Source organism: Thermotoga sp. RQ2, assembly GCF_000019625.1.
Classification (GTDB): Bacteria; Thermotogota; Thermotogae; order Thermotogales; family Thermotogaceae; genus Thermotoga; species Thermotoga maritima.
In genome coordinates, this window is sequence record NC_010483.1 from 1774883 (window position 1) to 1799801 (window position 24919).

Consider the following 24919-nt stretch of genomic DNA (forward strand, 5'->3'; position numbering starts at 1 on the left):
CTCTCACGCCCCCAGATACCTGATGAGAAGATCGACCGTTGCCTCAACGTCATCTGGTGCGATCATCTCACTGGGTGAGTGAACGTATCGTGTGGGAATAGACACCGTGGCCGAAGGAATTCCTTCTTTAGTCCGCTGGTACCCCATGGCGTTCGTACCGCCGAACGTCAGAACCTCCATCTGATACTTTATATCGAATTTTTCCGCGATTTCTATCAAATTTTCGAGGATGCGTTTGCTGCTGATCGATGCCCTGTCTTTCACTTTCAGAGCGGGTCCACCGGAGAGCCTCATTGCGTGTCTCTTGATGGCCTTCGGAGTGTCTGCCGAATCAGTCACATCGATCGCGATGGCCTCGTCCGCTGGTACGCCGTACCCCGCTACCGAGGCACCGACCAGTCCCACTTCTTCCTGAACACTGAAAACACCGTAGAGCGTAACAGCGGGTTTGATTCTTTTGAAAACTTCCACGATCACGGCACATCCTATCCTGTCATCCATCGCCTTCGAGACGTATTTCCCGGAAACCTCAACGAATCCACTGTCGTAGACACCGAAGCTTCCAATCGGACACATCTTCTGCGCTTCTTCCCTGGAATTTGCACCGATATCGACGAACAGCCTGTCGAATGAGAGCTTTCTCACATTCTCCTGCCTTTCTTCTGTTGTTTCACCTTCCATACCAACAACGCCTATTGTACCGTTTTCGAACCTGATCCTTTTTCCAAGAAGCATGTACGGAGAGACACCGCCGACGGGTTCTATCGTCAGAAATCCCTTGTCGTCCACATTTGTGACGACAACACCTATCTCATCTATGTGAGCGTCCAGTATCACCTTTTTCTCGCCGCTTCCTTTCCAAACAATGAGATTGCCGAGCCCATCGATCCTGTGGCCATCTATGTGCCCTTCGAGTTCCTCGAGGATGATTCTTCTCACCTCTTCTTCCCGTCCACTTGGGCCAAAGGCTTCCGTCAGCTTCCTGATCAGTTCCTTCATGAGACCACCTCCACGATTTTTCCTTCCTCGACAAGTACTTTTATGAGTTTCTTCGTGTTTTCGTAGTCGTTCAAATCTATGATCGAATTCGGACTGTGGATGTACCGTGCTGGAGTGGAGATCACACCTGCTGGCACTCCGTAGGCGGTTCTGGCGTAACGTCCCGCGTCCGTTCCCCCAGCGGTTCTTCTCTTCATCTGAAACGGAATGTCGTTGTTCTTCGCTGTATCCACGATAGTTTGAAAGATCTCCTTTGGGATCACGTATCCCCTGTGAAAAAAGGTGATGGCAGGACCGTCACCCAGATGTGTTGCCCATTTCCTTTCCTCCAGTTCCGGATTGTCGCCGGCCGTGGTGGTTTCCACGACGATGGCACAGGTGGGTTTCAGCTGTTCCACCACAACTGCACTTCCACGAAGTCCCGTCTCTTCCTGAACTGTGAAGACAAAGTACGTATCGTAGGCAGGACTCACACCGCTTTCGAGAACATCGATCAGAACAGAACACCCCGCTCTGTCGTCGAACGCTTTCCCGACTGCCCGGCCGTTCTTTTCGATGTAATCACTCACGAAAGAGACGTAGTCTCCTATTGATACGTACTTTTTCGCTTCGTCTGCAGAAGAAAAACCAAAATCAATTCTCAGATTCTCAAACCTTGGGGGAGTGTTCTCTTCATCGCGCTGAAGGTGGATCGGTCTGTAGCCGATAACTCCTTTGAGATTCTTCACCTGAACCACCTTTCCGGGAAGTATCCTGGAATCGACTCCTCCAATGGGCAAGAACGCCACTTTTCCGTCCTTTTCTATTTTGCTCACAACGAAACCGACCTCATCCATGTGAGCCGAAACGAGCAGTTTTTTCGAAGAATCTCTTCCTCTTTTCAAAGCTATCAAATTCCCAAGGACATCGGTGTAAAGGTTGTCAACGAGACTTTCTATCTTTGACTTTATGAAATCCCTGACCTTCCCTTCATCTCCAGACACACCCGGTATCATCGAAAGTTCTTTGAGATACATCTGTCACACCTCCAGTTCTACCGCGACAAGGGAGAGAAGTCTTGCGAGTTCCTCCACATCGCGCGGGTCCACCATTTCAACGGGAGTGTGCATGTACTTCAAGGGAATGGATATGAGAGACGTTCTAACACCGTTTCGAACAAGCTGAACGAAATCCGTTTCCGTGCCGGACCTTCCACCAACCGCTTCTTCCTGAAGAGAAACGTTGTGTTTATTCGCTATCTCGATGACCTTCTGAACAAGATTCCTATCCACAACCGGTCCCAGGCCTATCACCGGACCTTTTCCAAGCTCTATGTGATCACTGAATGGAGGCTCGGAAGCGAACGTAACGTCCATCACGATCGCCACGTCGGGGTTTATCTCGTACGCGCCTGTGAGAGCCCCCAGACACCCTGTCTCTTCCTGAACAGAAAAGACCACATAGACATCCCATGGGTGATCGTACTTTTTGAGAAATTCGAGTGCTTTCACAAGAACTCCACAGCTCGCTCTGTTGTCCAAAGCCTTCCCAACCACCTTCCCATTCGTTTCGAAAGCCGTCTGATCTATCACTGCAATGTCACCTACACGAACATCTCTTTCACACAGAGATAAATCGACGAAGATTTCATCGTATGTGAGGACTTTCTTTCTGGATTCCGAATCTTGCAAGTGTGGAGCGAGCATTCCGATCACACCGTGTTCGATCCCGTTTTTTGTGTAGATACGGATTTTCGAAGCATAAACGACCTTCGGATCCACTCCACCCACGGGCTCGAGTCTGGCGAACTGCCCCTCCACCTTCGAAACAACAAAACCGATTTCATCCACGTGGGCAAAAAACGCGAGTTTTCCTATCCCTTTTCCCTTTTTGTATCCGATCAGACTTCCGTGGCGGGTTGTTTTCGCTTCGTCCACGAAAGGTTCAATGACTGACTTTATGTAAGAAACCACATTCGTCTCGTAACCTGAAGGGCCGTCGAGGTTCGACAGTTCCACCAAGAGTTTTCCGGTTTCCATCTTCATTCACTCCTTTCGAAGCTCACCTTGTCGAACGGTTCGATCACTATCCGATTTCCCTTCACATGTGCAATAGAAGGTACGTTCTCTTCTCCTTTGGAATGCGTGATAAAACCCGCTATTTGAATGAGGGAGGTTTGAAGATCGAGGGCGGCTACCACAGCCTGTTCTCCTTCGTTCAATCCCGCACGTATGTTGCCCTGCGCTTTTCCAAAGACGACAACAGAACCCCCGGCAAGGATTTCAGCTCCCTTGTTCACGTTTCCGAAGACTATCACATCACCGGAATGAACAACAGTCTGACCGGATCGAATATTCCTTTTTATCACTTTACCGGTGCTTTCAACCGTCGTTCGTGACTGCACTCTCAGATCGTTTTCCTTTCCCTCAACAGTGCTTCCAACGAGTATCTGTGAGACTTCAAGACCGAGATTTCTCAGGTGAGAAACGATCTTTGGGATATCTTGAGAGTGTTTGTTGTGATTCTCGATCATCAGAGAGATCCTGTCTCCCTTGGCAAAAAATCCCCCCATCTGTGTAATGCGAGCGGAGATCGCGTTCAAGACTTCTTCGAGGTTCTGATAATCTTTTATGAGGAGTATAAGGCCTTCCTTTGTCATCTTGAAATCCACCATTCCTATCACCTCATCTTTAGATTCTATCATGTTTAAAATAATAATCGGAGGTGTCTGAAATGAGACTGATAACGTTCGATGCTTCGTACGATCCCATCGCTGAAGAAAGCAAAACTGTGCGGGTCTATGTCTTTGAACCGGAGAAGATTGAACGCAATCTGATCTTCCTTCACGGGATAGGAAACGGAAATATTCCATACCTTCTCTGGTTTGGAGAGAAGTTCAGAGAGTACAACATCAAAACCTGGTTTCTCATCCTTCCCTATCACGAAAAACGTGCACCGGAGAACTGGTCTGGAGGAGAGCCTTTCTACCACTCTTCACCCTCTTTCTGTGTGAAGCGATTCGACGAGGCTGTGCAGGACGTGATCGATCTGGTTGATGTTGTGAAGAGAGACAATGACAAGCCCATTTCGTTGATGGGCTTCAGCTTCGGAGGAATGATAACAACCATAGCACTCGCCCGTGAAAAACGAATCGAAAAGGGTGTTATCTGCTGTTCTGGTGGAGACTGGAGATGGATCAACTGGTATTCACCTTACACGGAGAGATTGAGAGAACTCTACAGGAAGAATGGAAACGAATACGGTTGTAGATCGGAGAAGGATTGTATCAAGAACAGAAGGAATGCCCCTGAGATTATCAAGTCGTTCAACTCCATCGAAGATATCAGAAAAAAACCACCGGTGGGTTGCTATTTCTACGACCCGGCATCTTTCGCTCCGTTCGTTGACCAGAAAGTGCTATTCTTCTGGGCGCTCTTCGACCATGTGATACCATACCAGTCTTACGCGTGCCTTCACAAGCTTCTCAAGAACAAGAAGACCGTTTATCTTCCATCGGGTCACAAAGGTTCTTACTTCTTCAGGAGATACATCGCAAAAAGAGTGGTGAGGTTCTTAATAGATGATGAGTGAGTAAAGCGTTGCGATTATGAACGGTATGAACATGAAGCTCCACGCCACCTTGAAAAATTCCTTGAAACTCACCGTGTGTTTCGTGTACTTTTCCAGAAGGGAAAGACCAACTATGTTCTGAACGGCTCCAAGAGGTGTCAGGTTCGTTCCAAGATTCGCACCGACGGCGTACACCCACCACAGTGAAGCGGGGAAACCCTGCGAGACGAGAATTTTCAGTGTGGGAGCGATTATGAGAGTTGCGGGAACAGCACTCAGGAAAGCAGTGGAAAGGATGGAGATCCATGTTACCGTGGCAACGAACAGGAATCTGTTGAAAGATAGAGCTTTCAGGAAACTGGCTATGACTTCCATAACACCGATTTGTTCCAGAGAGTACGAGATGATGAAGAGGCCTGTGTAGAAGAACAGCGTGTCCCAGTCTATTCCTTCTGACACTTTTTCGAAATTCTTTCCAAGCATGAGAAGAAGCGCACAGGCAGCTATGAGCGCTATCAACGAAAGCTCTACTTCCACGAAGGAATGAAGACCGAACAACACCAGAGTCGAGAGGAAAACAAACAGCGATTTTTTGAGAACCACCGGGTCTGTGATCGATCGTTTCGGGTCCACGCTGAGAAGATTTCTAAGCTTTTCAAAGGCTTTTTCATCGATGCGAACGTACCTCTTGAAGAGGAAAAAGACGACTACAAACATGAGAACAGTTACAAGCCCCATGTTCTTCAGAAAATCGTTGAAGCTGAGTCCGCTTATCGAACCAAGTACGATGTTCAAAGGACTTCCGATGAGTGTTGACATTCCTCCGATGTTGTCTATGAAGATCGTGAAGAGAAAGAAAGGCACGGGATTCACTTCCATCGTATCGAGGATCAAAAACAGTATAGGAGAAACGAGAATGATGGTGATCAAATTGTCGAGGAACGCGGAGGTTACAGCGGTGAGTACCATAAGGAAGGCGAACAGAAGCCAGAATCTACCCCTGGAAATCTTTATAGCGGAAATTGCAAGATATTCGAAAAAACCAGTCCCCTTCAATATGTGAACGATGATCATCATTCCTAAGAGAAGCCCCAGTGTGTTGAAATCGACCACTTCACCTATGTTTTTAAGATCGAGGCCTTCGACAACTTTTATTGCCATGAGAACGAGTGCAATGAGCAGGGTTACAACGGATTTGGCGATCTTTCCGAATATGATGAAGTAGTAAGCGAGGATCGCAAACAATAGAACTAACATTGCTTCGTTCATACTCTTCGCCTCCCTGTCACGGGATTATTCTAACACCGGTTTTTTTAAAATTATTATTCAAAAAAGTGAATTCCACGGCAAGAATGGTAGAATAAAAACCAAAGGAGTGAAAGGGTATGAAAATGTGGGATGCAATCATGAAAATGTTTTTCGGTGAACACCACCATCATTGCTACGGCCCGGCGGTTTCTCCACCGGGTGTGTGATGGTGGGAGATCGCACGGGCCACGTCGAGAAGACGTGGCCTTTTTGTTTATCGAATAAAACCGCAAAGAAGACACCATTTTCTATAAGGTGGGGATGAATTTGCAATTTAATTTGTGCCAAAATGTTAATATATCATAGAGAAATGAAGAAGATTGTCTTTTGACAGTAGGCGGATCACCTTTGGAAGTGTTAAAAGAATACATCAAATCTCAAGGACGTGACAAAAATGCTTCGAACCTACAAGTTCAGAATCTACCCTACGAGAGAACAAGAAGAAAAACTGGCCAAACATTTCGGTCACACCAGATTCGTGTACAACTTCTTTCTGAACTACGCCAACATCATCTACAGAGTAATGGAACGTCCTACATACTACAACGAATGGGCATCTGTTTTGGTAAAACTCAAAAAGACAAACAAATATTCATGGCTCAACGAAGTGAACTCTCAAGCGCTCCAGCAGTCGCTGAAAGATTTAGAACGTGCATTCAAAAATTTCTTCAAAAAGCAAGCTGGCTATCCAAAGTTCAAGAAAAAGAAATTCTCCCGCCAAACCTTTCGTATTCCACAGCACATTCAGCTGTATATCAAAGAAGACAATCCAAAATACGGCTGTATATTCGTTCCCAAGTTCAAAGAAGGGATAAAAGTGCGGCTTCACAGAAAGCTTCCGAAAGACGGAAAGATAAAACAAGCAACGTTCATCAAAACACCAACGAACAAATATTACGCTGCGATAGTCTTTGAAGTCCAAGATGCTGAAGTACAAAATACTTCCACCGACATTCTAGGTATAGACCTTGGAATCAAAGACACAATCACATTGAGCGATGGCAAGAAATATAAAATGCCAGACCTTTCAAAATACGAGAGACAGATCAAAAGACTTCACAGACGATTATCCAGGAAACAGAGAGGTTCAAAGAACTGGGAAAAAGCACGTTTGTGTCTTGCAAAGCTGTACGAGAAAATAGTCAACATAAAAAACGACTGGCTTCACAAGATCACACACGATCTTGTCAGCGAAAGCCAAGCTGGAAAGATCGTGGTGGAAGATCTCAACATCAAAGGTATGGTTCAAAACCACAGACTTGCCAGGCACATCCACATGCAGTCGTGGAGGAGATTCTTAGAACTTCTCGAGTACAAGGCAAAGCGCTGTGGAATCGAAGTGATAAAAGCGAACAGATACTATCCCTCAAGTCAGATGTGCAGTGAATGCGGATACATAAACAAAGAAGTCAAAGACCTGAGCGTTAGAGAATGGACGTGTCCTGTATGTGGAGCGCATCACGATAGAGACGTGAACGCTGCGAAGAATTTGGTCAGGTACGGCTTGATGCTTTCAATAGGGCGGGAACCGTCCGAGTTCATGCCCGTGGACCGTGCTCTGGCGGCGGAACCCGAAAGGGGTCTACGAGCTATCACGGGTTGAAGCGGGAAGCCATGACTTCTATAAGTCATGGTAGTTCACTGGGGAGGTGGATTTCTTGGATTTCGAGAAGGTGTTTTCGTTCTACAGTAAAGCCACGAAAAAAGGATTCTCACCGTTCTTCGTCCCAACGCTCGAAAAGGCAGAAGAGCCGGCGGGGAATTTTTTCCTCGACAGAAAGGGCAATCTTTTCTCCATCAGAGAAGATTTCACAAAAACCGTCCTCAACCATCGTAAAAGATATTCCCCCGATTCTCAAATCAAGGTCTGGTACGCCGATTTCGTTTACAGATACTCGGGAAGCGATTTGGTGGCGGAGTATCAACTTGGACTCGAAAAGGTTCCAAGGAACTCTTTGGACGATTCGCTGGAAGTTCTTGAGATCATCGTCGAAAGTGCATCGGAATTTTTTGAAGGTCCGGTGATAGTGGAAATAGGACACACCGGTGTTTACGAGGATCTACTGAAAGAAATTCCGAAGGACCTCCACGAGAAGGTTCTGAATCTCATCGACACGAAAAACCTCGCGGAAATCGAGTTTCTCTCTCACATGAAGAAAATTGATCTTTCCAGGGTAGAGAAGATTATCGAAGACAGCATATACCGGAGATCACCGGAACATTTGAAGACGATGGATCTCCCGCTTTCAGTGAGGGAAGATCTGCTTTCGGCATCTTCCTTCCTTCAGGAGAAGTTCCCCACCGTTTCCGTTGAGATCGATCTCACCCTTGCGAGAACGATCGAAGAGTACTGTGGCCTGATATTCACCATCTACGACACATCTTCTTCCAGACTCGTAGCTGCCGGCGGAGAGTACACAGTGAACGGAGAAAAAGGTGTGGGTGGATCCATCTTTCTGGAGGGAAAAACATGCTGAAACTGGCAATCCCCAAAGGAAGGTTAGAAGAGAAGGTGATGACCTACCTGAAAAAAACGGGAGTTATTTTCGAAAGGGAGTCTTCTATTCTTCGGGAAGGGAAGGATATCGTCTGTTTCATGGTGAGACCGTTCGATGTACCAACGTATCTCGTTCACGGAGTGGCAGACATTGGATTCTGTGGAACCGATGTACTCCTCGAAAAAGAAACTAGTCTCATTCAGCCCTTCTTCATTCCCACAAACATTAGCAGAATGGTTCTTGCCGGTCCGAAGGGAAGGGGAATACCAGAGGGTGAAAAGAGAATCGCCACGAAGTTTCCGAACGTAACTCAGAGATACTGCGAATCCAAAGGATGGCACTGTCGCATAATACCACTGAAGGGTTCTGTCGAACTCGCTCCAATAGCCGGACTCTCAGATCTCATCGTGGACATCACCGAAACTGGAAGAACACTGAAAGAGAACAACCTGGAGATTCTCGATGAAATATTCGTCATAAGAACCCATGTTGTGGTGAATCCGGTGAGTTACAGAACGAAAAGAGAAGAGGTGGTTTCCTTCCTTGAAAAGCTCCAGGAGGTGATCGAACATGATTCTAATGAACAATCCCGGGGATAAAGAAGTGCTCAGACTATTGAAACAAAGGATGGAATCTGTATCGCAGGTGGAAGAGACCGTAAAAGAAATCATCAGGAGAGTGAAAGAAGAAGGAGACAGAGCCCTCGAGGAATTCCTCAAAAGGTTCGAGAAGCACCCGGTGGGCATCGAGAACCTTCGTGTCACAGAGAAGGAAATATCGGAAGCCCAAGTAGAGGAAGAATTCGTTGAAACGATAAAAATCGTGATAGAAGACCTGAAGGAATTCCATCGAAGACAGGAGGAAAGATCTTTCTTTTTCACGACGAAGGGTGGAAGCTTCCTGGGAGAGATGGTTGTTCCTCTCGAGAGTGTGGGAATCTACGTTCCTGGGGGAAAGGTTCCGTACTTTTCCACGCTCCTCATGTGCGCGGTTCCCGCTATCGTTGCTGGTGTGGAAAGGATCGCTGTCACAACACCACCGAATGAAAACGGAGGCATCTCTCCATACATCCTGAAAACCTGCGAAATCCTCGGTCTGAAGGAGATCTACCGGATGGGAGGGGCTCACGCGGTAGCCGCCCTCACATACGGCACGGAAACAGTGAAACCCGTTGACAAGATCGTGGGACCCGGTGGAGTCTTCGTCACGCTCGCAAAGAAACACGTTTACGGAGACGTTGGAATCGATTCCATAGCGGGTCCCAGCGAGATTGCGATCGTGACAGACGGCAGTGCCGACCTGGATCTCATAGCCGCGGATTTCCTCTCCCAGGCAGAGCACGACGAGAACGCGATGAGTGTGGTGATAACCACTTCGAAAGAAGTCTTCGAAAAATTACCTCAGGTCATTGAAAGACACCTGGAAGCTCTTCCAGAAGAGAGAAGAAAAACGGCCAGGATTTCAACGGAAAATTTCGGTACCATCATCTTGACGGACAGTCTGAAAAGGGCCTTTGAGATCTCCAACCTCATCGCCCCCGAACATCTGGAGGTCCTCGTGGAAAACCCGTTTGAGCCACTGGGACACATAAAGAACGCGGGATCTGTCTTTCTCGGAAAGTACACCTGTGAGTCTGTGGGAGACTACGGTGCGGGACCGAACCACGTTCTTCCCACCTTCAGATCCGCGAGGTTCTCCTCAGGACTCAGGGTTTCCGATTTCACGAAGAAGATATTCATCACACACCTCTCCGAAGAAGATTTCAGAAGAAAGAGCGAGCTTTACTCGAAGATGGCGCGCTGGGAAGGTTTTGAAGCCCACGCTCGGGCGATAGACGTCAGGAGGGAAAAGCTGTGAATCCTCTCGATTTGATTGCAAAGAGGGCGTATCCGTACGAAACCGAAAAGAGAGACAAAACCTACCTTGCGCTGAATGAAAATCCGTTTCCCTTTCCAGAGGACCTCGTGGATGAAGTGTTTCGACGATTGAACAGCGACGCCCTGAGGATCTACTACGACTCCCCCGATGAAGAATTAATAGAAAAGATACTCTCATACCTCGACACCGATTTTCTTTCGAAAAACAACGTCTCTGTGGGAAACGGAGCGGATGAGATCATCTACGTGATGATGCTCATGTTCGACCGTTCCGTTTTCTTTCCCCCGACCTACAGCTGCTACAGGATCTTTGCGAAGGCAGTTGGAGCGAAATTCCTGGAAGTGCCGCTCACGAAAGATCTGAGGATACCTGAGGTGAACGTGGGAGAAGGAGACGTTGTTTTCATTCCGAACCCGAACAATCCAACGGGCCATGTCTTCGAAAGAGAGGAAATAGAAAGAATCCTGAAAACGGGTGCCTTCGTCGCGCTGGACGAAGCCTACTACGAATTCCACGGAGAAAGTTATGTGGATCTTCTGAAGAAATACGAAAATCTCGCTGTGATCAGGACTTTCTCGAAAGCGTTTTCCCTGGCAGCGCAACGTGTCGGATACGTTGTGGCCTCGGAGAAGTTCATTGACGCTTACAACAGGGTGAGACTTCCTTTCAACGTGAGCTACGTCTCCCAGATGTTCGCAAAGGTAGCTCTCGATCACAGAGAGATCTTTGAAGAAAGAACGAAGTTCATCGTGGAAGAACGCGAGAGGATGAAGAGTGCTCTCAGGGAAATGGGATACCGAATCACCGACTCCAGAGGAAACTTCGTGTTCGTATTCATGGAGAAGGAAGAAAAAGAAAGACTTCTCGAACACCTCCGGACGAAGAACGTCGCTGTTCGCAGTTTCAGGGAAGGTGTTAGAATCACTATCGGAAAACGCGAAGAGAACGATATGATTCTGAGAGAACTGGAGGTGTTCAAATGACGGTAGAAAGATTGGAAAACGGTGTGATCGTTCAGAGAAACACCAACGAGATCGAGATTTCCATAACGCTCGACACGGTACACGGAAAACTCGAAGGAAGCACGGGGGTGAATTTTTTCGATCACCTTCTGAACACCTTCTGTCATTACTCTGGCCTGGGTCTCAGGGTTAGCACTTGCGAAAGCAAAGACGGCATCCTTCACCACCTGATAGAGGACTTCGGTATTTCACTGGGGCTTGCATTCAGGGAGCTTTTCGACTACACGAAAGTGAGAAGATTCGGTGAAGCCACCGTTCCCATGAACGAAGCGCTGGTGGGATGCTACGTGGATCTTTCCGGAAGGCCCTTCTTCCAGAAGAATTTCGAATTCTCCGTTGAAAAGATAGAAGACATGCCCGTCGAGGGATTCGAGGAGTTTATGTGCGGATTTGTGAACCACGCAAGGATCACGGTTCATTTCTTCAAATTCTTCGGAAAGAACGACCACCACATCTCTGAATCTGCCATGAAATCTTTTGGACTAGCGATTGCCAAGGCTCTGGAGAGTTCAGAAAAAAAGACCACCAAGGGTGTGATAGATTGAGGATCGGAATAATCTCTGTTGGTCCGGGGAACATAATGAATCTGTACCGCGGAGTGAAAAGGGCATCCGAGAATTTTGAGGATGTTTCGATAGAGCTCGTGGAATCACCTCGAAACGACCTGTACGATCTTCTGTTCATCCCGGGTGTGGGACACTTCGGCGAAGGGATGAGACGTCTCAGGGAGAATGATCTCATCGAGTTCGTAAGAAAACACGTCGAAGACGAGAGGTACGTGGTCGGAGTTTGTCTTGGAATGCAGCTTCTTTTTGAAGAGAGCGAAGAGGCACCCGGCGTGAAAGGTCTTTCTCTCATAGAAGGAAACGTCGTGAAACTGAGGAGCAGAAGACTTCCCCACATGGGCTGGAACGAGGTGATCTTCAAAGACACGTTTCCGAACGGGTATTACTACTTCGTCCACACCTACAGAGCTGTGTGCGAGGAGGAACACGTTCTGGGAACAACTGAATACGACGGTGAGATCTTTCCATCCGCGGTGAGGAAGGGGAGAATTCTGGGGTTTCAGTTCCATCCCGAAAAGAGTTCAAAAATCGGAAGAAAACTGCTTGAGAAGGTGATCGAATGCTCGTTGTCCCGGCGATAGATCTCTTCAGAGGAAAAGTAGCGAGGATGATAAAAGGAAGAAAAGAGAACACCATATTTTACGAAAAAGATCCCGTAGAACTGGTGGAAAAACTCATCGAAGAAGGATTCACACTGATTCACGTGGTGGATCTCTCGAATGCGATAGAAAACAGCGGCGAGAATCTTCCAGTTCTCGAGAAACTCTCTGAATTTGCCGAGCACATACAGATCGGAGGCGGGATCAGATCGCTCGATTACGCGGAAAAACTCCGAAAGCTGGGATACAGAAGACAGATCGTGAGCTCAAAGGTTCTGGAAGATCCTTCTTTCCTGAAATCCCTGAGAGAAATAGATGTGGAGCCCGTGTTCAGTCTGGACACTCGAGGTGGAAGAGTAGCGTTCAAAGGGTGGCTGGCGGAAGAGGAGATCGACCCTGTTTCTCTTCTGAAGAGACTGAAAGAATACGGCCTTGAAGAGATCGTACACACGGAGATCGAAAAAGATGGCACTCTTCAGGAGCACGATTTTTCTCTCACCAAAAAGATAGCGATCGAAGCTGAAGTGAAAGTACTCGCAGCGGGTGGTATCTCTTCGGAGAACTCTTTGAAAACAGCGCAGAAGGTTCACACAGAAACGAACGGGCTTCTCAAAGGTGTGATCGTGGGAAGGGCGTTTCTGGAGGGAATTCTCACAGTTGAGGTGATGAAGAGATATGCTCGCTAAAAGAATAATCGCGTGTCTCGATGTGAAAGACGGTCGTGTGGTGAAGGGAACGAACTTCGAAAACCTCAGGGACAGCGGTGATCCTGTCGAACTGGGAAAGTTCTATTCCGAAATTGGAATAGACGAACTCGTTTTTCTGGATATCACCGCGTCCGTTGAGAAGAGGAAAACCATGCTGGAACTGGTCGAAAAGGTGGCCGAGCAGATCGACATTCCGTTCACTGTTGGAGGAGGTATCCACGACTTCGAAACGGCCTCGGAGCTCATTCTCCGTGGTGCGGACAAGGTGAGCATAAACACGGCGGCTGTGGGGAATCCTTCTTTGATCACACAGATCGCTCAAACTTTTGGGAGTCAGGCCGTTGTCGTGGCGATAGATGCAAAAAGAGTGGATGGAGAGTTCATGGTCTTCACCTACTCCGGAAAGAAGAACACGGGCATACTTCTGAGAGACTGGGTGGTTGAAGTAGAAAGGAGAGGAGCAGGAGAGATCCTGCTCACCAGCATCGACAGAGACGGCACAAAATCGGGTTACGATACGGAGATGATAAGGTTCGTGAGGCCACTAACCACACTTCCCATCATCGCTTCCGGTGGTGCGGGAAAAATGGAACATTTCCTTGAAGCCTTCCTGGCAGGTGCCGACGCTGCCCTTGCGGCTTCTGTCTTTCACTTCAGAGAGATCGACGTGAGAGAACTGAAAGAGTACCTCAAAAAACACGGAGTGAACGTGAGACTGGAGGGGTTGTGATGACGCTCTATCCGGTGGTGGTTCAGGAGAGAACAACGGGTGAGGTGTTGATGCTGGCCTACGCGAACGAAGAGGCTTTGGAGCTCACCAAGAAAACGGGATACGCGCATTTCTTCTCGAGAGAGAGACAGAAAATCTGGAAAAAGGGAGAAACCTCTGGAAACACGATGAGAGTGGTTGAAATAAGAAGGGACTGCGATGACGATGCTTACCTGTACATCGTTGATTTTCCAGAAGATAAGGTGGCGTGCCACACGGGAAACAGATCCTGCTTTTTCAAGGTGGAGCACAGGTTTGAAGAAACGGGCTCTCCCACCTTCTGGCTGGATCTCTACAGACTCGTTAAAAAAAGAAAAGAAGAGATGCCGGAAGGTTCCTACACGGCGAAGCTCTTCAGGGAAGGCAAAGGAAAAATCGCCAAAAAATTCGGGGAAGAAGCGGTAGAGGTGATCACGGGGTATCTCCAGAATGACAAAGAGAATCTCGTCTGGGAGATAGCGGACATGATCTACCACCTCACCGTCCTCATGGCTGACGCTGGTGTCACTGTCCAGGATGTCATGAGAGAACTCGAAAAGAGAAGAAAGTGATCAGCAGAACTCCTCTGGTGGATCTGAAAGCCCGAACTCGTGAAGAATCGCTTTCACAATGCGCTCTGAAGCTCTGCCATCTCCGAATGGGTTCACGGCTTTCGCCATTTTCTCGTATTCTTCTCTGTCCAAAAGAAGCTTCTTTGCAAGTTCGAATATTCTCTCTTCCTCCACTCCTCCCAAAACGGCTACACCCGCTTCGATCGCTTCGGGTCTTTCTGTCTCCTTTCTCAGAACGATCACCGGCTTTCCAAGGGCCGGTGCCTCCTCCTGTATTCCTCCAGAGTCAGTCATAATGAGATAACTTCTTGCCATCAGATTGTGCATGTCAATCACATTCACAGGATCGATTAGGAAAACTCTTTCCACGTTTTCAAGCATCGGAAATACGATCTCTCTCACAGCGGGGTTCATGTGAACCGGGTAAATCACCTTCACATCCTCGAATTCTTCAACGATCCTTCTCACTGCCCTGCAGATGTTTTCCAGGGGTTTTCCGATGTTCTCTCTTCTGTGTGAAGTGAGGAGGATGTACCTTCCGTCAGAAAAATCCATATTCCTCAAAATCGGATCCTCAAAAACGTGGTTCTCCTTCACGGTGTACCTGAGGGCGTCTATCACCGTGTTTCCCGTCACGTAGATCTTCCCCATGACGTTCTCCTTCAGAAGGTTCTCTCTGTTCCTCTTTGTGGGTGCGAAATGCAGTGTGGAGAGAACACCCGTTAGTCTTCTGTTGATCTCCTCCGGGAAGGGAGAGTATCTGTCGTTCGTCCTCAGGCCCGCTTCTACATGGCCAACCGGGATCCTGTGATAGAAGGCCGCGAGCGCCCCTGCGAACGTGGTCGTCGTGTCTCCCTGAACCAATACGATATCCGGCTTCAACTCTCCTATCAGATCGTAAAGACCAGACAGCGCATTCACGGTTATATCGGAGAGATTCTGCCTTTCTTTCATTATGTTCAAGTCAAAATCCGGTTTTATATCGAAAACTTCCAGCACCTGGTCCAGCATCTGTCTGTGCTGAGCGGTGACACAGACTAAACTTTCCACGTTTTGTTCTTCTTCGAGTTTTTTCACAAGTGGTGCCATCTTTATTGCCTCGGGCCTTGTTCCGAAGACGCTGAGAACTCTGATCACGTCCTCCACCTCCTGTTAAAATTGTACACGAGGAGGTGAAGTGATGAAAGCACTGATTCTTGCAGGAGGATCTGGAGAGAGATTCTGGCCTCTTTCCACTCCTGAGACTCCAAAACAGTTTTTGAAACTCTTCGGAAACAAGAGTCTCATAAGATGGACTTTCGAGCGCGTTCTGGAGGAAATGGACCCAAAAGACGTGATCGTCGTAACTCACAAAGACTACGTTGAGAGAACGAAAAAAGAGCTTCCAGAGCTTCCAGACGAAAACATCATCGCAGAGCCGATGAAGAAAAACACCGCTCCAGCCTGTTTCATAGGAACAAAGCTGGCAGATGACGATGAGCCGGTGCTTGTTCTACCTGCGGATCACAGAATACCGGACACAAAAAAATTCTGGAAAACGGTGAAAAAAGCACTCGATGCCCTGGAGAAGTACGATGGTCTTTTCACGTTTGGTATCGTTCCAACAAGGCCGGAAACCGGGTACGGCTACATAGAGATCGGGGAAGAACTGGAAGAAGGAGTTCACAAAGTCGCTCAGTTCAGGGAAAAACCAGACCTCGAAATGGCCAAAAAATTCGTCGAAAGCGGAAGATTTCTCTGGAACAGCGGTATGTTCCTGTGGAAAGCGAGAGAATTCATCGAAGAGGTGAAGGTGTGTGAACCATCCATATACGAAAATCTGAAGGATGTCGATCCAAGAAATTTCGAAGAGCTCAAAAAAGCTTACGAAAAAGTACCTTCAATCAGCGTGGACTACGCAGTTATGGAAAAATCGAAAAAAGTGCGGGTTGTAAAGGCAGATTTCGAGTGGTCCGACGTGGGAAACTGGTCTTCTGTGAGAGAAATAGAGGGATACACAGAAGAATCGGACGAAGTGATACTCGTGGACAGTGATCGTGTCTTTGTGAAAACCCACAACAAACCCATAGCGGTTGTTGGGCTCTCTGATGTGATCGTGATCGATACACCGAACGGAATTCTGATCTGCAAAGAAGAATATGCCCAAAAAGTGAGAGAGGTGGTCAAGAAGCTCTTTCGTACTTCCTGAGGAAAAGAAAGACAAAGAGAGAGACAATCATAGGAACCAAACCGAGGATCCTGTATGAATTGATAAGACCAAGATTTTCTGCGAGCACACCACCTACCGATGAGCCTATGAATGGCCCTATTCCCATAGCGACCCAGAAGTACTTTTGTGCCCTGATCCTCGCGGAGCCGAACGTTCGAATGAGAAACATCATGGAGTAATAGATCACTATGTAGGTCCATCCCTGCAGGAGTTGAACCATCAGCAAGGCAGCTGGAGACCCTGTCATGGTCACAAGCAGGTTCCTGAGACCCACAACGAAAACACCCGAAGCGAGCATGAATCCCACACCGAGCTTTTTCACTATCTCATCGGCCCACAGGAGGAACGGTGTTTCTGTGATGGCCATGAGAGAAAGGGCGATACTCGCAAGAGACACGTCGTAGTTTCTTTCCTTCATCAAAACAGGCAGAAAAACGAAATTGAAGTTGTTCGCTGCTATTCCAAAGATCACAACGGGAAGAAGAAGCCAGAAGAAAGTGGGAAGAGGTTTCTTACTCTTTCTTTTTTCTTCTTCACCGAGTTCTACTTCTTTCATTGGGTTCAATATTAAGAAGGTCAAAAACATCAGGGTAGTGAAAGTGCAGAATATCGTGACAAAGCCCAGTCTGATGAGTCCGCTCATTAAAAGAGCTGTGAAAGAGAAACCGAAGGTTCCAAACAATCTGATTCTGCCGTAGTTCATCTTCATCTGATATGTGATGTCCACGATAACAGACTCGGAGAGTGGTGTCACTGCAGAAAAGAAAAAAGCGAACACAGCCATGAATAAGAGTTTCAGGTAGAACTCATCGAACAGAAACAGTCCCCAGAAAAGGATCCCAGCGAATAGAATCACTCTTTTCAGCCAGTTCACCCTTCCTATGGTGGAAGCGATTTCAAAATTCAGATGGTTCGCGTAGAGTGATGTGATCGGCAAGATAGCCATCAGGATCCCTATCTGAGACTTCGAGAGTTCTTCGTTTGCCAGAAACTGACTCAACAGTGAATAAACGGCCATCGTGCCGTAGACGAAGAATTCTATCGACATGAGTCTGTACCGCACAAAGCTCCCTCCTTTGCATAGAAGAAATTGTAGCATATTGATTCGCTTCCTGAACTTTTCAGTTCTGTGAGAACTAATTGAAATGATCCGTCAGCTGTGATAGAATAAATTTGGACTAAAAAAGTAGAAAATGGAGGTGAAGCGATGCAGCACCTGAAAATCAAAATCTACACAACTCCCACCTGCCCGTACTGCAGGAAGGCGAAGGAATACTTCAGATCGCTGGGGCTCAAGTTCAAAGAAGTCGATGTAACAAAAAATCCAAGAGAAGCCGAGCTCATGGTGAAGAAGACCGGACAAATGGGAGTTCCCGTGATAGAGATCGGCAACAAGATAGTCATCGGATTCGACAAGGCAAAAATCGACAGACTCCTTGGAATATCGTAAAAAGCGGGGGAATCCCCCGCTTTATTATTTTGTCATGCCTTTCTTCAAAATCCTGAGCATGACCTTCACTTCTTCAACGAGTGTGTTCATGTCTCTTTTCAGCAGTTCGGGCTTACCTTGATAGGTCCTCAGGTAGACTTCTTCAAATCCGGAAAAGAACCACATCAGAAATTTCAGAGCGATTTCCTCCGTTACATCTTCTGCGAGATCTAAATCTTTCAATTTTTCCCTTACGAAGTCAAAAAAGACCCTCTGTGATTTTTCGAGGTCGAGAAGTATTCTTTTCCTGAGTCCTTCATCCACGCTCACGAGCGTTATCAGAAAATCTGCTTCTTCGGGATGAGAAGCGGAGTACTCCAGTTTCTTTTCTATCCACCGTTCCATGAAGTCAAATATGTCTCTATTCCTGTTTTTCATAAGGAAATTCTCGAACTCCTTCTGGAGCTTTTCTGTAACGGACATGTATGCCTGATAGTACAGTTCTTCTTTGTTCTTGAAATAGTGAAAAATCAAACCCTTGGCTACCCCGGCTTTCTCTGCTATTTCGTCTGTTGTGGCTCGATCGTAACCTTTTTTCCCGAAAACCTCAACCGCTGCCTTCAGTATTGCATCCCTCTTCGACAACACGATCCCTCCATCACACGAGAATGTCTTTCTTCGAGAACAAAACGATCGAACTGATCAGAAGTGCTATGTTCACAAGCGCAAAGAAAAGACCGGAGAATTCCGGAAAACCGTGTCTTATAACAGTGGAAGGATCCGCATAGGAAAACGGAGTGAAATACTTCAAAAACTCCGCTTTGTCCGTGATCTTCGATATCATGTTCAAAACGTATAGAACGAACACTGTACCGAGCCCAAGAGAGAGCGCACCGTCTGACCTCAAAGTGCCCACAAAGAAAGAAATGTTCATCAACGTGAAGTGAAGAAACACCTGACTGAAAGCAAAGACAACAAATTTTTCTACTTCAACCGGGCTCGAACTGTAGATATTTGCAAACATGAACAAACTGCTGAACAGAAGCGCATCGAAAATGAGAACGTGTACCAGAGATGAGAAAAACTTTGAGATCACAACTTCGAACCTCGAAACCGGTTTCGAAAGGAGGAACTCAACGGTCTTTTCGTTTTCTTCTCTTGAAACACTCCTCACACCCACCAAAGAAGCGAAAACCCCTCCAACGAGTGTCACGTAGATACTGGACACCATGGCAAGGTAGTTCATGATGTTGGAAAAGTCCATGTCTTCCAGTCCGAAGAGCTTCACGAACGCCTTAGGCATCACTTTCATCCACTTCGTTATGAACTCTGTCTCCTTTGCCATACTCGGATAGAACGCAGCGTACATGAGCTGAAGGAGAATGAGAACGACCGTCCAAGCGATCGTGCTCTTCATGTACCTCTTCATATCCCACCTGAATATGTTCATTCTTCTCCCTCCCGATAGTAGGACATGAATATCTCTTCAAGAGAAGGTTCTTCCACCCAGAAATCGGACAGTTTCAAACTTCGAAGAATTTCGAGGAGTCTTTCAACGTTTCCTGAAAAGAGAAACTCCGCCGTGCCGTTTTCAAACTTCAGTCGATTCACTTCAGCCAGATCTTTCAGTTTTTCCAGATTTTCACCTTTGACACGGACCACCTTGTATCTTTCCCCTTTGAGATTCTCCACCTTTTCCACCCTGATGATTCTCCCATCCTTTATCATCGCAACGCGATCGCAAAGTCTTTCTACCTCACTTAATATGTGCGAGGAAAAGAACACGGTCGTACCTTTTTCTTTCTCGTTTTTTAAAATTTCAAAGAAGGTGTTTTGAACGATAGGATCGAGGCCATTCGTGGGCTCGTCCAGGATGAGAAGTTTCGGTCTGTGCATCAAAGCCTGAACGATAGCCACTTTCTTTTTGTTTCCCATGGAGAGTTCCTTGATACGTTTTTTCGTGTCGAGCGAAAAAACACCGCAGAGTTCCTTCACATAATCCCAGTCTACCTTTTCATAGAAACTGGCGGAGTACCTGAGAAATTCCTCCACAGTCACTTCCGGGTAAAAGCTCACCTCACCTGGAATGTAGCCAACGTTCTTTCTGATTTCTTTTCCTTCTTTCAGGACGTCTTTCCCAAAAATCTCTGCCAGACCAGAATCCGGAAAGATCAAACCGAGGAGAAGCCTTATGGTAGTTGTCTTCCCCGCACCGTTCGGTCCGATGAAGCCGAATATCTCTCCTTCTTCAACTGAGAAAGTTACACCTTCCACTCCTCTGGACTTTCCGTAGTACTTGGTGAGATCTCTCACCTCAACTACCGACACCTTAACACCTCCCTGATTGACTGGTCAGTCAAATTATAACAAAATAAAATCAAGTAAGGTAAATCTCCTGAATTGAAAGCATTCATAATCGAAGAAACTCTAAAATTTTACTCTCGATCTTTTCCCTTTTCAGTTTTGCTATCCTCTCGAGTGAAAGCTCATCCTCAAGCCAGCGAATGAATTTGTACTCGAGATAGTAACCCAGGAACTGTTTCTCAAAAAGCTCATACCACGAACCAAAGAATGGATTCAGGGGTTCTTTTTCTCCTATTCTTCTCAAAAATTCCTGTTTGAGTAAAGCCTCGTTTTCTTCACACCAATCGAACCATTCATCTTCCTCAAAATGCCATGGTCTTCCAACTATCAAATCTTCGATCCTTTGGGCGAATCTTTCTGTATAGAGCCAGAACTTCTCGTCGTTTTCGAGCTCTTCCATGTTTTCTCTTCTCAAAGACCAATGAACCAGATGGCCAAATTCATGAGCAATTAATCCCTCGAGTTTATCGATCCATTCGAGATTAACAATTGCTTTCAGTCCAAAAAGAATGGAAGGCTTTCTCATAAAATCTGTTACCCAGCCAGCACCATTTTCTAGTCCAACGTAAATGACTATGTTGTAATCGTCAATTTCAAAATAATCTTTGATCCTTCGTTCAATACTGGGAATAATGTCCAGTAAATTTCTGTGAGCTAGTTCAAGATACTTCGTGTTTATATTTGCAAAGAACACCTGTGAATCTTTCCCAGTTCATTCCGTACCTTCTGCAGTCCCACTTTATTTTTTTCAAAAAGCTCCGGATACTGGCTAATATATTCCAGCCAGCTATTTTCACTTTCATCCTTTCTCATTCAACAAGCTGTTGAACGATAACAAGACCCATCTGGACAGTCTTTATCTCTGCAGCGAGGCCGTTCTCGTAGCATGATGCCCTGTAGCATTCCTGACCGTTGAAGTAGATGACAGAATCCACACCGTAGCTGCCGGGTTCATTCTGCCAGACAAAGCCGATGTCGGGTATTTCCAGAACCACATCCCTCTTCAAAAGATCGGGGTGTATGTAGAACGGCCCTATCGAAGGAAATCCTATCAATTCTGCTTTCTGTGGAAACGCAGTTCCCATGCTGTACGTGGCGCTGTATCTTGCGATATTTCCCTGGACCCCTAAAAATTCACTGCTCACACTACCCTGAAGAGCCATGAAACCAAACGCTGCAGAGTAAATATTGTAGGTGTGATTCTCCTGGGCCACAGGTGGAAAATCCTCATCAGGCCAGTCGATGTAGAAGTGTGTCAAATATTCTCCTCGAACGACACCTGATCCCTGATTCTGTCTTTCAAGAAATTGATATCTCTTAACAAGACCATCCTCTGAAATCCACACGGCCGTCGATGAGAAGTTGTCTGCGATTTCTATCCAGATAGAGTTGTCTATATCACGTCCACCCTGTACAACCGTTCCTTCATATACATCTGCGTTGTCGAGTGCGTCCTGAATCTCCTGAGGATGGACGAACACCGGAACGGGATTCAGCTCCGAAGTAAACATGATAGAGTAATCAGTTGGATGAATGAGTAATGTGATGCCTATTCCATAAGATACGTTGTTTTGAACATCCGTTACTATCAAAATTCTGTAGCCAGTTGCGTAGAGAGCACTTTCTCCGGACTGAGTACCTCCCTCGTGCTGGTAGACAACCACAAGACCCGGCCTAACCCATTCAGGAATGGGATATTTTGAAGAAAAGAGAAAGTCTGGCACCTGGGCGAAACACGAGACAAGGACAAGAACCACTAACAACATCACAAATTTTTTCATACTATCCCCCCTCCCCGGCGGACATTGTACGCTCGGGTGATCAACCTCACAACAACCAGCGTCAGAAGGGCAATCACCACTCCAAACAGGGCACCGTTCATGTCTATGAACACATCGTACAGTGAAGATCCTCTGTTGTGAAAAATCTGGTTGTACTCATCGAGAACGGCTATCAATGTAGGTAGAGACGTTCCCATCAAAATAGAAAACACATACTTTCTAAGATAAGTATAACTGAATACGAAAGAAAGAATACCCATTATAAAGTAAAGTCCAAAATGGGCTGATTTTCTGACAAGATCTTCCCCCGTTGGCTTCTTGTCAGGGAACCACCATTTTTCGAGTAGGGATCTCAAATTTTTGTACCATCTCGTCTGGGTGAAGTCGAGAACGTTATCTACCTTTTTGAGGAATTTATAGACGTTTCCGGACTGCCTTCCAGAAACATCGGGAGGCTGCGATGAAAAGTAAAAAACAAGACCGATCCACATCAGTATTAGGGTTAGAACCAGAAAAGACCTTTTCATCCTACCACCTCAACAGGAATTCTACCATCGTTTCATATTCCTAATAACTAAATGTTAAAATATTGTTGTATTCAAAAACTCAACAGGGGGTGCTCCTATGAATTTTCCACGATGTAAAACTGTGAAGAAGTCGCTTCCGATCTTTCTTGAGGGAGGAAACGAAGGTGTTTTATTCATCCATGGATACACCGGCTCTCCACACGATTTCGAGTACATGGCAAAGGAGGTAAACAGAGCCGGCTTTACTGTTTCTGTTCCGAGACTTCCAGGACACGGAACCTGCGGTGAGGATTTTCTGACGACAACCGCTCGAGACTGGCTGAGACGCGCCTTCGATGCATATTACGATTTAAAAGCCATATGCGATAGAGTCTATGTGGTGGGACTTTCCATGGGTGGTGTGATTGCTTTGATACTCGCATCTCAGATGAATCCTCCTAAACTCGTTACACTGGCTGCAGCAACTCATGTGTTCGACAAAAGAATAGTTCTCACACCGATTCTGAAGTTGTTTACGAAGAAGATGCCTCGTGAAAACATAGAAAAGTACGAAGACCCGGACATCGAATACCTGAGAAAAGAGTACTGGTCTTACAACTGGCCAAAACAGGCAGCTGAGCTTTACAAACTCATGAAACTGGCAAGAAAGAGTGTTTCAAAGATCACATCAGACACTCTCGTCGTCGCGGCAAAAAACGACAACATGGTTCCCATGAAGGCAGCCGAGTTCATATACAACAACATCAGATCAGAAAAGAGGAAGCTTCTTGTTTTTGAAAAATCCGGTCACGTTCTGAGCAACGATGTGGAAAAGGAAGATGTCACCAGAGCAGTTATCGAGTGGCTGAAGGGGGAATGAAAATGGCAGTTATATTCATTCTGATTCTCATGGTTCTACTGAACGCGGATCAGATGGTGATGTCTCCAAACATAGGAGCGATAGAACAGGAATTCAACATCACGGATGCTCAGATAGGTCTCGTTGCTTCGTCTTTCACGGTGATAGGAGCCCTTGTGAGTCTCGTATGGGGGTACCTCGCCGACAGATACAGCAGAAAAAACCTGCTCATCTACTCCATTCTTGTCGGTGAGATTCCCTGTCTCATGAGCGCATTTTCTCATTCTTACGGTGAACTCTTTTTCTGGAGAGCACTCACCGGAATAGGTGTGGGAGCGTCCTTTCCCATCGTTTATTCGATGATAGGAGACATGTTCGACGAAGTGAAGAGAGGAAAAGTCGTGGCTCTCATATCTTCTGCGATCTCCATAGGAAGTGTTCTTGGAATGATCGTTGGAGGCTTTTTGGGACCGAAATACGGCTGGAGAGTTCCCTTCATCGTGGTTTCTGTTCCAAACATCGCCCTTGCGATTTTATCCATTTTCGTTCTGAAAGAACCAAGAAGAGGTGCTTTTGAAAAAGGAATTGGAGAGCTCGTTCAATCTGGGTATGAGTACCCGAAAGCGCCAAAACTCTCTGATTACGCAAAACTCGTGAAGGTGAAAACGAATCTTCTTCTGTTCTTTCAGGGCATAGCAGGGACGATTCCCTGGGGTGCCATTCCTTATTTTCTCGTGGAATTCTTCAGAAGAGAAAGAGGTCTTTCGGTGGAGACGGCCACCCTCGTTTTCCTCGTGTTCGGTCTTGGAAATATCGTGGGGATCATCCTTGGAGGGCTGTGGGGAGCAAACATCTACGCGAAATCCAGACCATTCCTACCGCTGTTTTGCTCGATCACAACCGCTCTTGGAACTTTCTTCACTGTTATGACCCTGGACTACACAGGAAGTCTTCTCGTGCTCATGTTACTTGGTTTCGTTGCTTCTTTCACCGCGAGCCTCACGGGCCCGAACGTGAAGTTCATGCTCTTGAACGTCAACGAACCCCAGGAGAGGGGAAGAATATTCTCCATATTCAACCTCACTGATTCGCTCGGAACGGGATTTGGAAAATTCGCGGGAGGAGTGATGTCCGTTGCACTTGGATCTCTTGGGGCTGCCTTGAAGGTCTCCGCGTACTTCTGGCTTATCTGTGCGGTGCTGCTTTTCGTTCTGGTTTTTTACTTTGCAAAAGACGTGGAAAGGCTTCAGAAGACCATGATAGAACTTGCCAAGAATTCCCAGACAAGATGAATCTCTGCTTTTCTTTGACAAACAGCAGTTAAA

28 protein-coding genes are annotated in these 24919 nt (G+C 46.6%); 15 read left to right on the top strand and 13 right to left on the bottom strand.

What is annotated here, in order from left to right; genetic code table 11:
* Window positions 1–3 precede the first annotated feature (3 nt).
* From TRQ2_RS09065 to minC, 4 genes are read right to left on the bottom strand one after another with little or no spacing between them, the layout of a single operon-like run.
* A complete protein-coding gene (locus TRQ2_RS09065) occupies window positions 4–999 on the bottom strand; it encodes a M42 family metallopeptidase (protein WP_012311324.1) in 996 nt (331 codons plus the stop codon).
* Window positions 996–2015, bottom strand: coding sequence for a M42 family metallopeptidase (locus TRQ2_RS09070; protein WP_012311325.1), 1020 nt, complete (start codon window positions 2013–2015; stop codon window positions 996–998). Before TRQ2_RS09070 ends, TRQ2_RS09065 begins: the two co-directional genes overlap by 4 nt.
* Window positions 2016–2018: 3 nt before the next feature.
* Entirely contained in the window at window positions 2019–3017 is a 999-nt protein-coding gene (locus TRQ2_RS09075) for a M42 family metallopeptidase (protein WP_012311326.1), read from the bottom strand.
* Between the two features lie 2 nt (window positions 3018–3019).
* Window positions 3020–3652 (bottom strand): septum site-determining protein MinC, encoded by a 633-nt coding sequence (minC, locus tag TRQ2_RS09080; protein ID WP_012311327.1) that lies wholly within the window; start codon window positions 3650–3652, stop codon window positions 3020–3022.
* A 59-nt stretch (window positions 3653–3711) separates the two neighbouring features.
* On the opposite strand from minC, the gene TRQ2_RS09085 reads away from it, so the two are divergent.
* Window positions 3712–4569 carry an alpha/beta fold hydrolase gene (locus TRQ2_RS09085; RefSeq protein WP_004080469.1) on the top strand — a complete coding sequence of 286 codons (858 nt, stop codon included), beginning with the start codon at window positions 3712–3714 and terminating at the stop codon, window positions 4567–4569.
* On the opposite strand, the gene TRQ2_RS09090 is transcribed toward TRQ2_RS09085, so the two are convergent.
* A complete protein-coding gene (locus TRQ2_RS09090) occupies window positions 4552–5817 on the bottom strand; it encodes an ArsB/NhaD family transporter (RefSeq protein WP_004080471.1) in 1266 nt (421 codons plus the stop codon). The genes TRQ2_RS09085 and TRQ2_RS09090 overlap by 18 nt on opposite strands.
* Window positions 5818–6250: 433 nt before the next feature.
* Here TRQ2_RS09090 and TRQ2_RS09095 point away from each other — a divergent pair, with 433 nt between their 5' ends.
* The 10 genes from TRQ2_RS09095 to hisIE are packed head-to-tail and all read left to right on the top strand — an operon-like array spanning window position 6251 to window position 14446.
* Complete coding sequence (locus TRQ2_RS09095; RefSeq protein WP_012311328.1) at window positions 6251–7459, top strand: RNA-guided endonuclease TnpB family protein; 1209 nt, start codon at window positions 6251–6253, stop codon at window positions 7457–7459.
* 46 nt (window positions 7460–7505) lie between these two features.
* Window positions 7506–8333 carry an ATP phosphoribosyltransferase regulatory subunit gene (locus tag TRQ2_RS09100; RefSeq protein WP_148202962.1) on the top strand — a complete coding sequence of 276 codons (828 nt, stop codon included), beginning with the start codon at window positions 7506–7508 and terminating at the stop codon, window positions 8331–8333.
* The gene (hisG, locus tag TRQ2_RS09105; RefSeq protein WP_004080478.1) at window positions 8327–8953 is read left to right on the top strand and encodes an ATP phosphoribosyltransferase; all 627 of its coding nucleotides are present in this window, start codon (window positions 8327–8329) and stop codon (window positions 8951–8953) included. Before TRQ2_RS09100 ends, hisG begins: the two co-directional genes overlap by 7 nt.
* Window positions 8925–10211, top strand: coding sequence for a histidinol dehydrogenase (hisD, locus tag TRQ2_RS09110; protein ID WP_004080480.1), 1287 nt, complete (start codon window positions 8925–8927; stop codon window positions 10209–10211). Before hisG ends, hisD begins: the two co-directional genes overlap by 29 nt.
* The gene (gene hisC, locus TRQ2_RS09115; RefSeq protein ID WP_012311330.1) at window positions 10208–11215 is read left to right on the top strand and encodes a histidinol-phosphate transaminase; all 1008 of its coding nucleotides are present in this window, start codon (window positions 10208–10210) and stop codon (window positions 11213–11215) included. The genes hisD and hisC overlap by 4 nt, the downstream gene beginning before the upstream one ends.
* Window positions 11212–11799, top strand: a complete 588-nt coding sequence (gene hisB / locus TRQ2_RS09120; RefSeq protein WP_004080483.1) for an imidazoleglycerol-phosphate dehydratase — start codon at window positions 11212–11214, stop codon at window positions 11797–11799. Before hisC ends, hisB begins: the two co-directional genes overlap by 4 nt.
* On the top strand, window positions 11796–12401 hold the full coding sequence (hisH, locus tag TRQ2_RS09125) for an imidazole glycerol phosphate synthase subunit HisH (protein WP_012311331.1): 606 nt from the start codon (window positions 11796–11798) through the stop codon (window positions 12399–12401). The genes hisB and hisH overlap by 4 nt, the downstream gene beginning before the upstream one ends.
* Window positions 12380–13105: a 1-(5-phosphoribosyl)-5-((5-phosphoribosylamino)methylideneamino)imidazole-4-carboxamide isomerase gene (gene hisA / locus TRQ2_RS09130; protein ID WP_004080485.1), complete on the top strand. Its 726-nt coding sequence runs from the start codon at window positions 12380–12382 to the stop codon at window positions 13103–13105. The genes hisH and hisA overlap by 22 nt, the downstream gene beginning before the upstream one ends.
* Window positions 13095–13856 carry an imidazole glycerol phosphate synthase subunit HisF gene (hisF, locus tag TRQ2_RS09135; protein ID WP_012311332.1) on the top strand — a complete coding sequence of 254 codons (762 nt, stop codon included), beginning with the start codon at window positions 13095–13097 and terminating at the stop codon, window positions 13854–13856. The genes hisA and hisF overlap by 11 nt, the downstream gene beginning before the upstream one ends.
* Complete coding sequence (gene hisIE, locus TRQ2_RS09140) at window positions 13856–14446, top strand: bifunctional phosphoribosyl-AMP cyclohydrolase/phosphoribosyl-ATP diphosphatase HisIE (protein ID WP_012311333.1); 591 nt, start codon at window positions 13856–13858, stop codon at window positions 14444–14446. The genes hisF and hisIE overlap by 1 nt, the downstream gene beginning before the upstream one ends.
* Here hisIE and wecB read toward each other — a convergent pair whose 3' ends face one another.
* Window positions 14447–15583: a non-hydrolyzing UDP-N-acetylglucosamine 2-epimerase gene (wecB, locus tag TRQ2_RS09145; protein WP_012311334.1), complete on the bottom strand. Its 1137-nt coding sequence runs from the start codon at window positions 15581–15583 to the stop codon at window positions 14447–14449.
* 43 nt (window positions 15584–15626) lie between these two features.
* Here wecB and TRQ2_RS09150 point away from each other — a divergent pair, with 43 nt between their 5' ends.
* A complete protein-coding gene (locus tag TRQ2_RS09150; protein ID WP_012311335.1) occupies window positions 15627–16634 on the top strand; it encodes a mannose-1-phosphate guanylyltransferase in 1008 nt (335 codons plus the stop codon).
* Here the strand turns inward: TRQ2_RS09150 and TRQ2_RS09155 are convergent.
* Window positions 16609–17718, bottom strand: a complete 1110-nt coding sequence (locus tag TRQ2_RS09155; RefSeq protein ID WP_004080490.1) for an MFS transporter — start codon at window positions 17716–17718, stop codon at window positions 16609–16611. The two genes, TRQ2_RS09150 and TRQ2_RS09155, sit on opposite strands and share 26 nt — an antisense overlap.
* A 144-nt stretch (window positions 17719–17862) precedes the next feature.
* Between TRQ2_RS09155 and TRQ2_RS09160 the strand changes: the two genes are divergently transcribed.
* A complete protein-coding gene (locus TRQ2_RS09160) occupies window positions 17863–18105 on the top strand; it encodes a glutaredoxin family protein (RefSeq protein WP_004080491.1) in 243 nt (80 codons plus the stop codon).
* Window positions 18106–18129: 24 nt separating this feature from the next.
* Here the strand turns inward: TRQ2_RS09160 and TRQ2_RS09165 are convergent, their stop codons facing one another.
* From TRQ2_RS09165 to TRQ2_RS09195, 6 genes are all read right to left on the bottom strand, one after another.
* Entirely contained in the window at window positions 18130–18732 is a 603-nt protein-coding gene (locus TRQ2_RS09165) for a TetR/AcrR family transcriptional regulator (RefSeq protein WP_010865247.1), read from the bottom strand.
* 10 nt (window positions 18733–18742) lie between these two features.
* Window positions 18743–19534 carry an ABC transporter permease subunit gene (locus TRQ2_RS09170; RefSeq protein ID WP_004080494.1) on the bottom strand — a complete coding sequence of 264 codons (792 nt, stop codon included), beginning with the start codon at window positions 19532–19534 and terminating at the stop codon, window positions 18743–18745.
* Window positions 19531–20412, bottom strand: a complete 882-nt coding sequence (locus tag TRQ2_RS09175; RefSeq protein ID WP_004080497.1) for an ABC transporter ATP-binding protein — start codon at window positions 20410–20412, stop codon at window positions 19531–19533. Before TRQ2_RS09175 ends, TRQ2_RS09170 begins: the two co-directional genes overlap by 4 nt.
* Window positions 20413–20494: 82 nt before the next feature.
* Window positions 20495–21142 carry a hypothetical protein gene (locus TRQ2_RS09985; protein WP_012311336.1) on the bottom strand — a complete coding sequence of 216 codons (648 nt, stop codon included), beginning with the start codon at window positions 21140–21142 and terminating at the stop codon, window positions 20495–20497.
* Window positions 21143–21257: 115 nt separating this feature from the next.
* Window positions 21258–22229 carry a hypothetical protein gene (locus tag TRQ2_RS09910; protein WP_012311337.1) on the bottom strand — a complete coding sequence of 324 codons (972 nt, stop codon included), beginning with the start codon at window positions 22227–22229 and terminating at the stop codon, window positions 21258–21260.
* Window positions 22226–22756 (bottom strand): VanZ family protein, encoded by a 531-nt coding sequence (locus TRQ2_RS09195; protein ID WP_012311338.1) that lies wholly within the window; start codon window positions 22754–22756, stop codon window positions 22226–22228. The genes TRQ2_RS09910 and TRQ2_RS09195 overlap by 4 nt, the downstream gene beginning before the upstream one ends.
* A gap of 97 nt (window positions 22757–22853) precedes the next feature.
* Here TRQ2_RS09195 and TRQ2_RS09200 point away from each other — a divergent pair, with 97 nt between their 5' ends.
* Window positions 22854–23615, top strand: a complete 762-nt coding sequence (locus TRQ2_RS09200) for a carboxylesterase (RefSeq protein WP_012311339.1) — start codon at window positions 22854–22856, stop codon at window positions 23613–23615.
* Window positions 23616–23617: 2 nt separating this feature from the next.
* Complete coding sequence (locus tag TRQ2_RS09205) at window positions 23618–24886, top strand: MFS transporter (RefSeq protein WP_012311340.1); 1269 nt, start codon at window positions 23618–23620, stop codon at window positions 24884–24886.
* Window positions 24887–24919 lie beyond the last annotated feature (33 nt).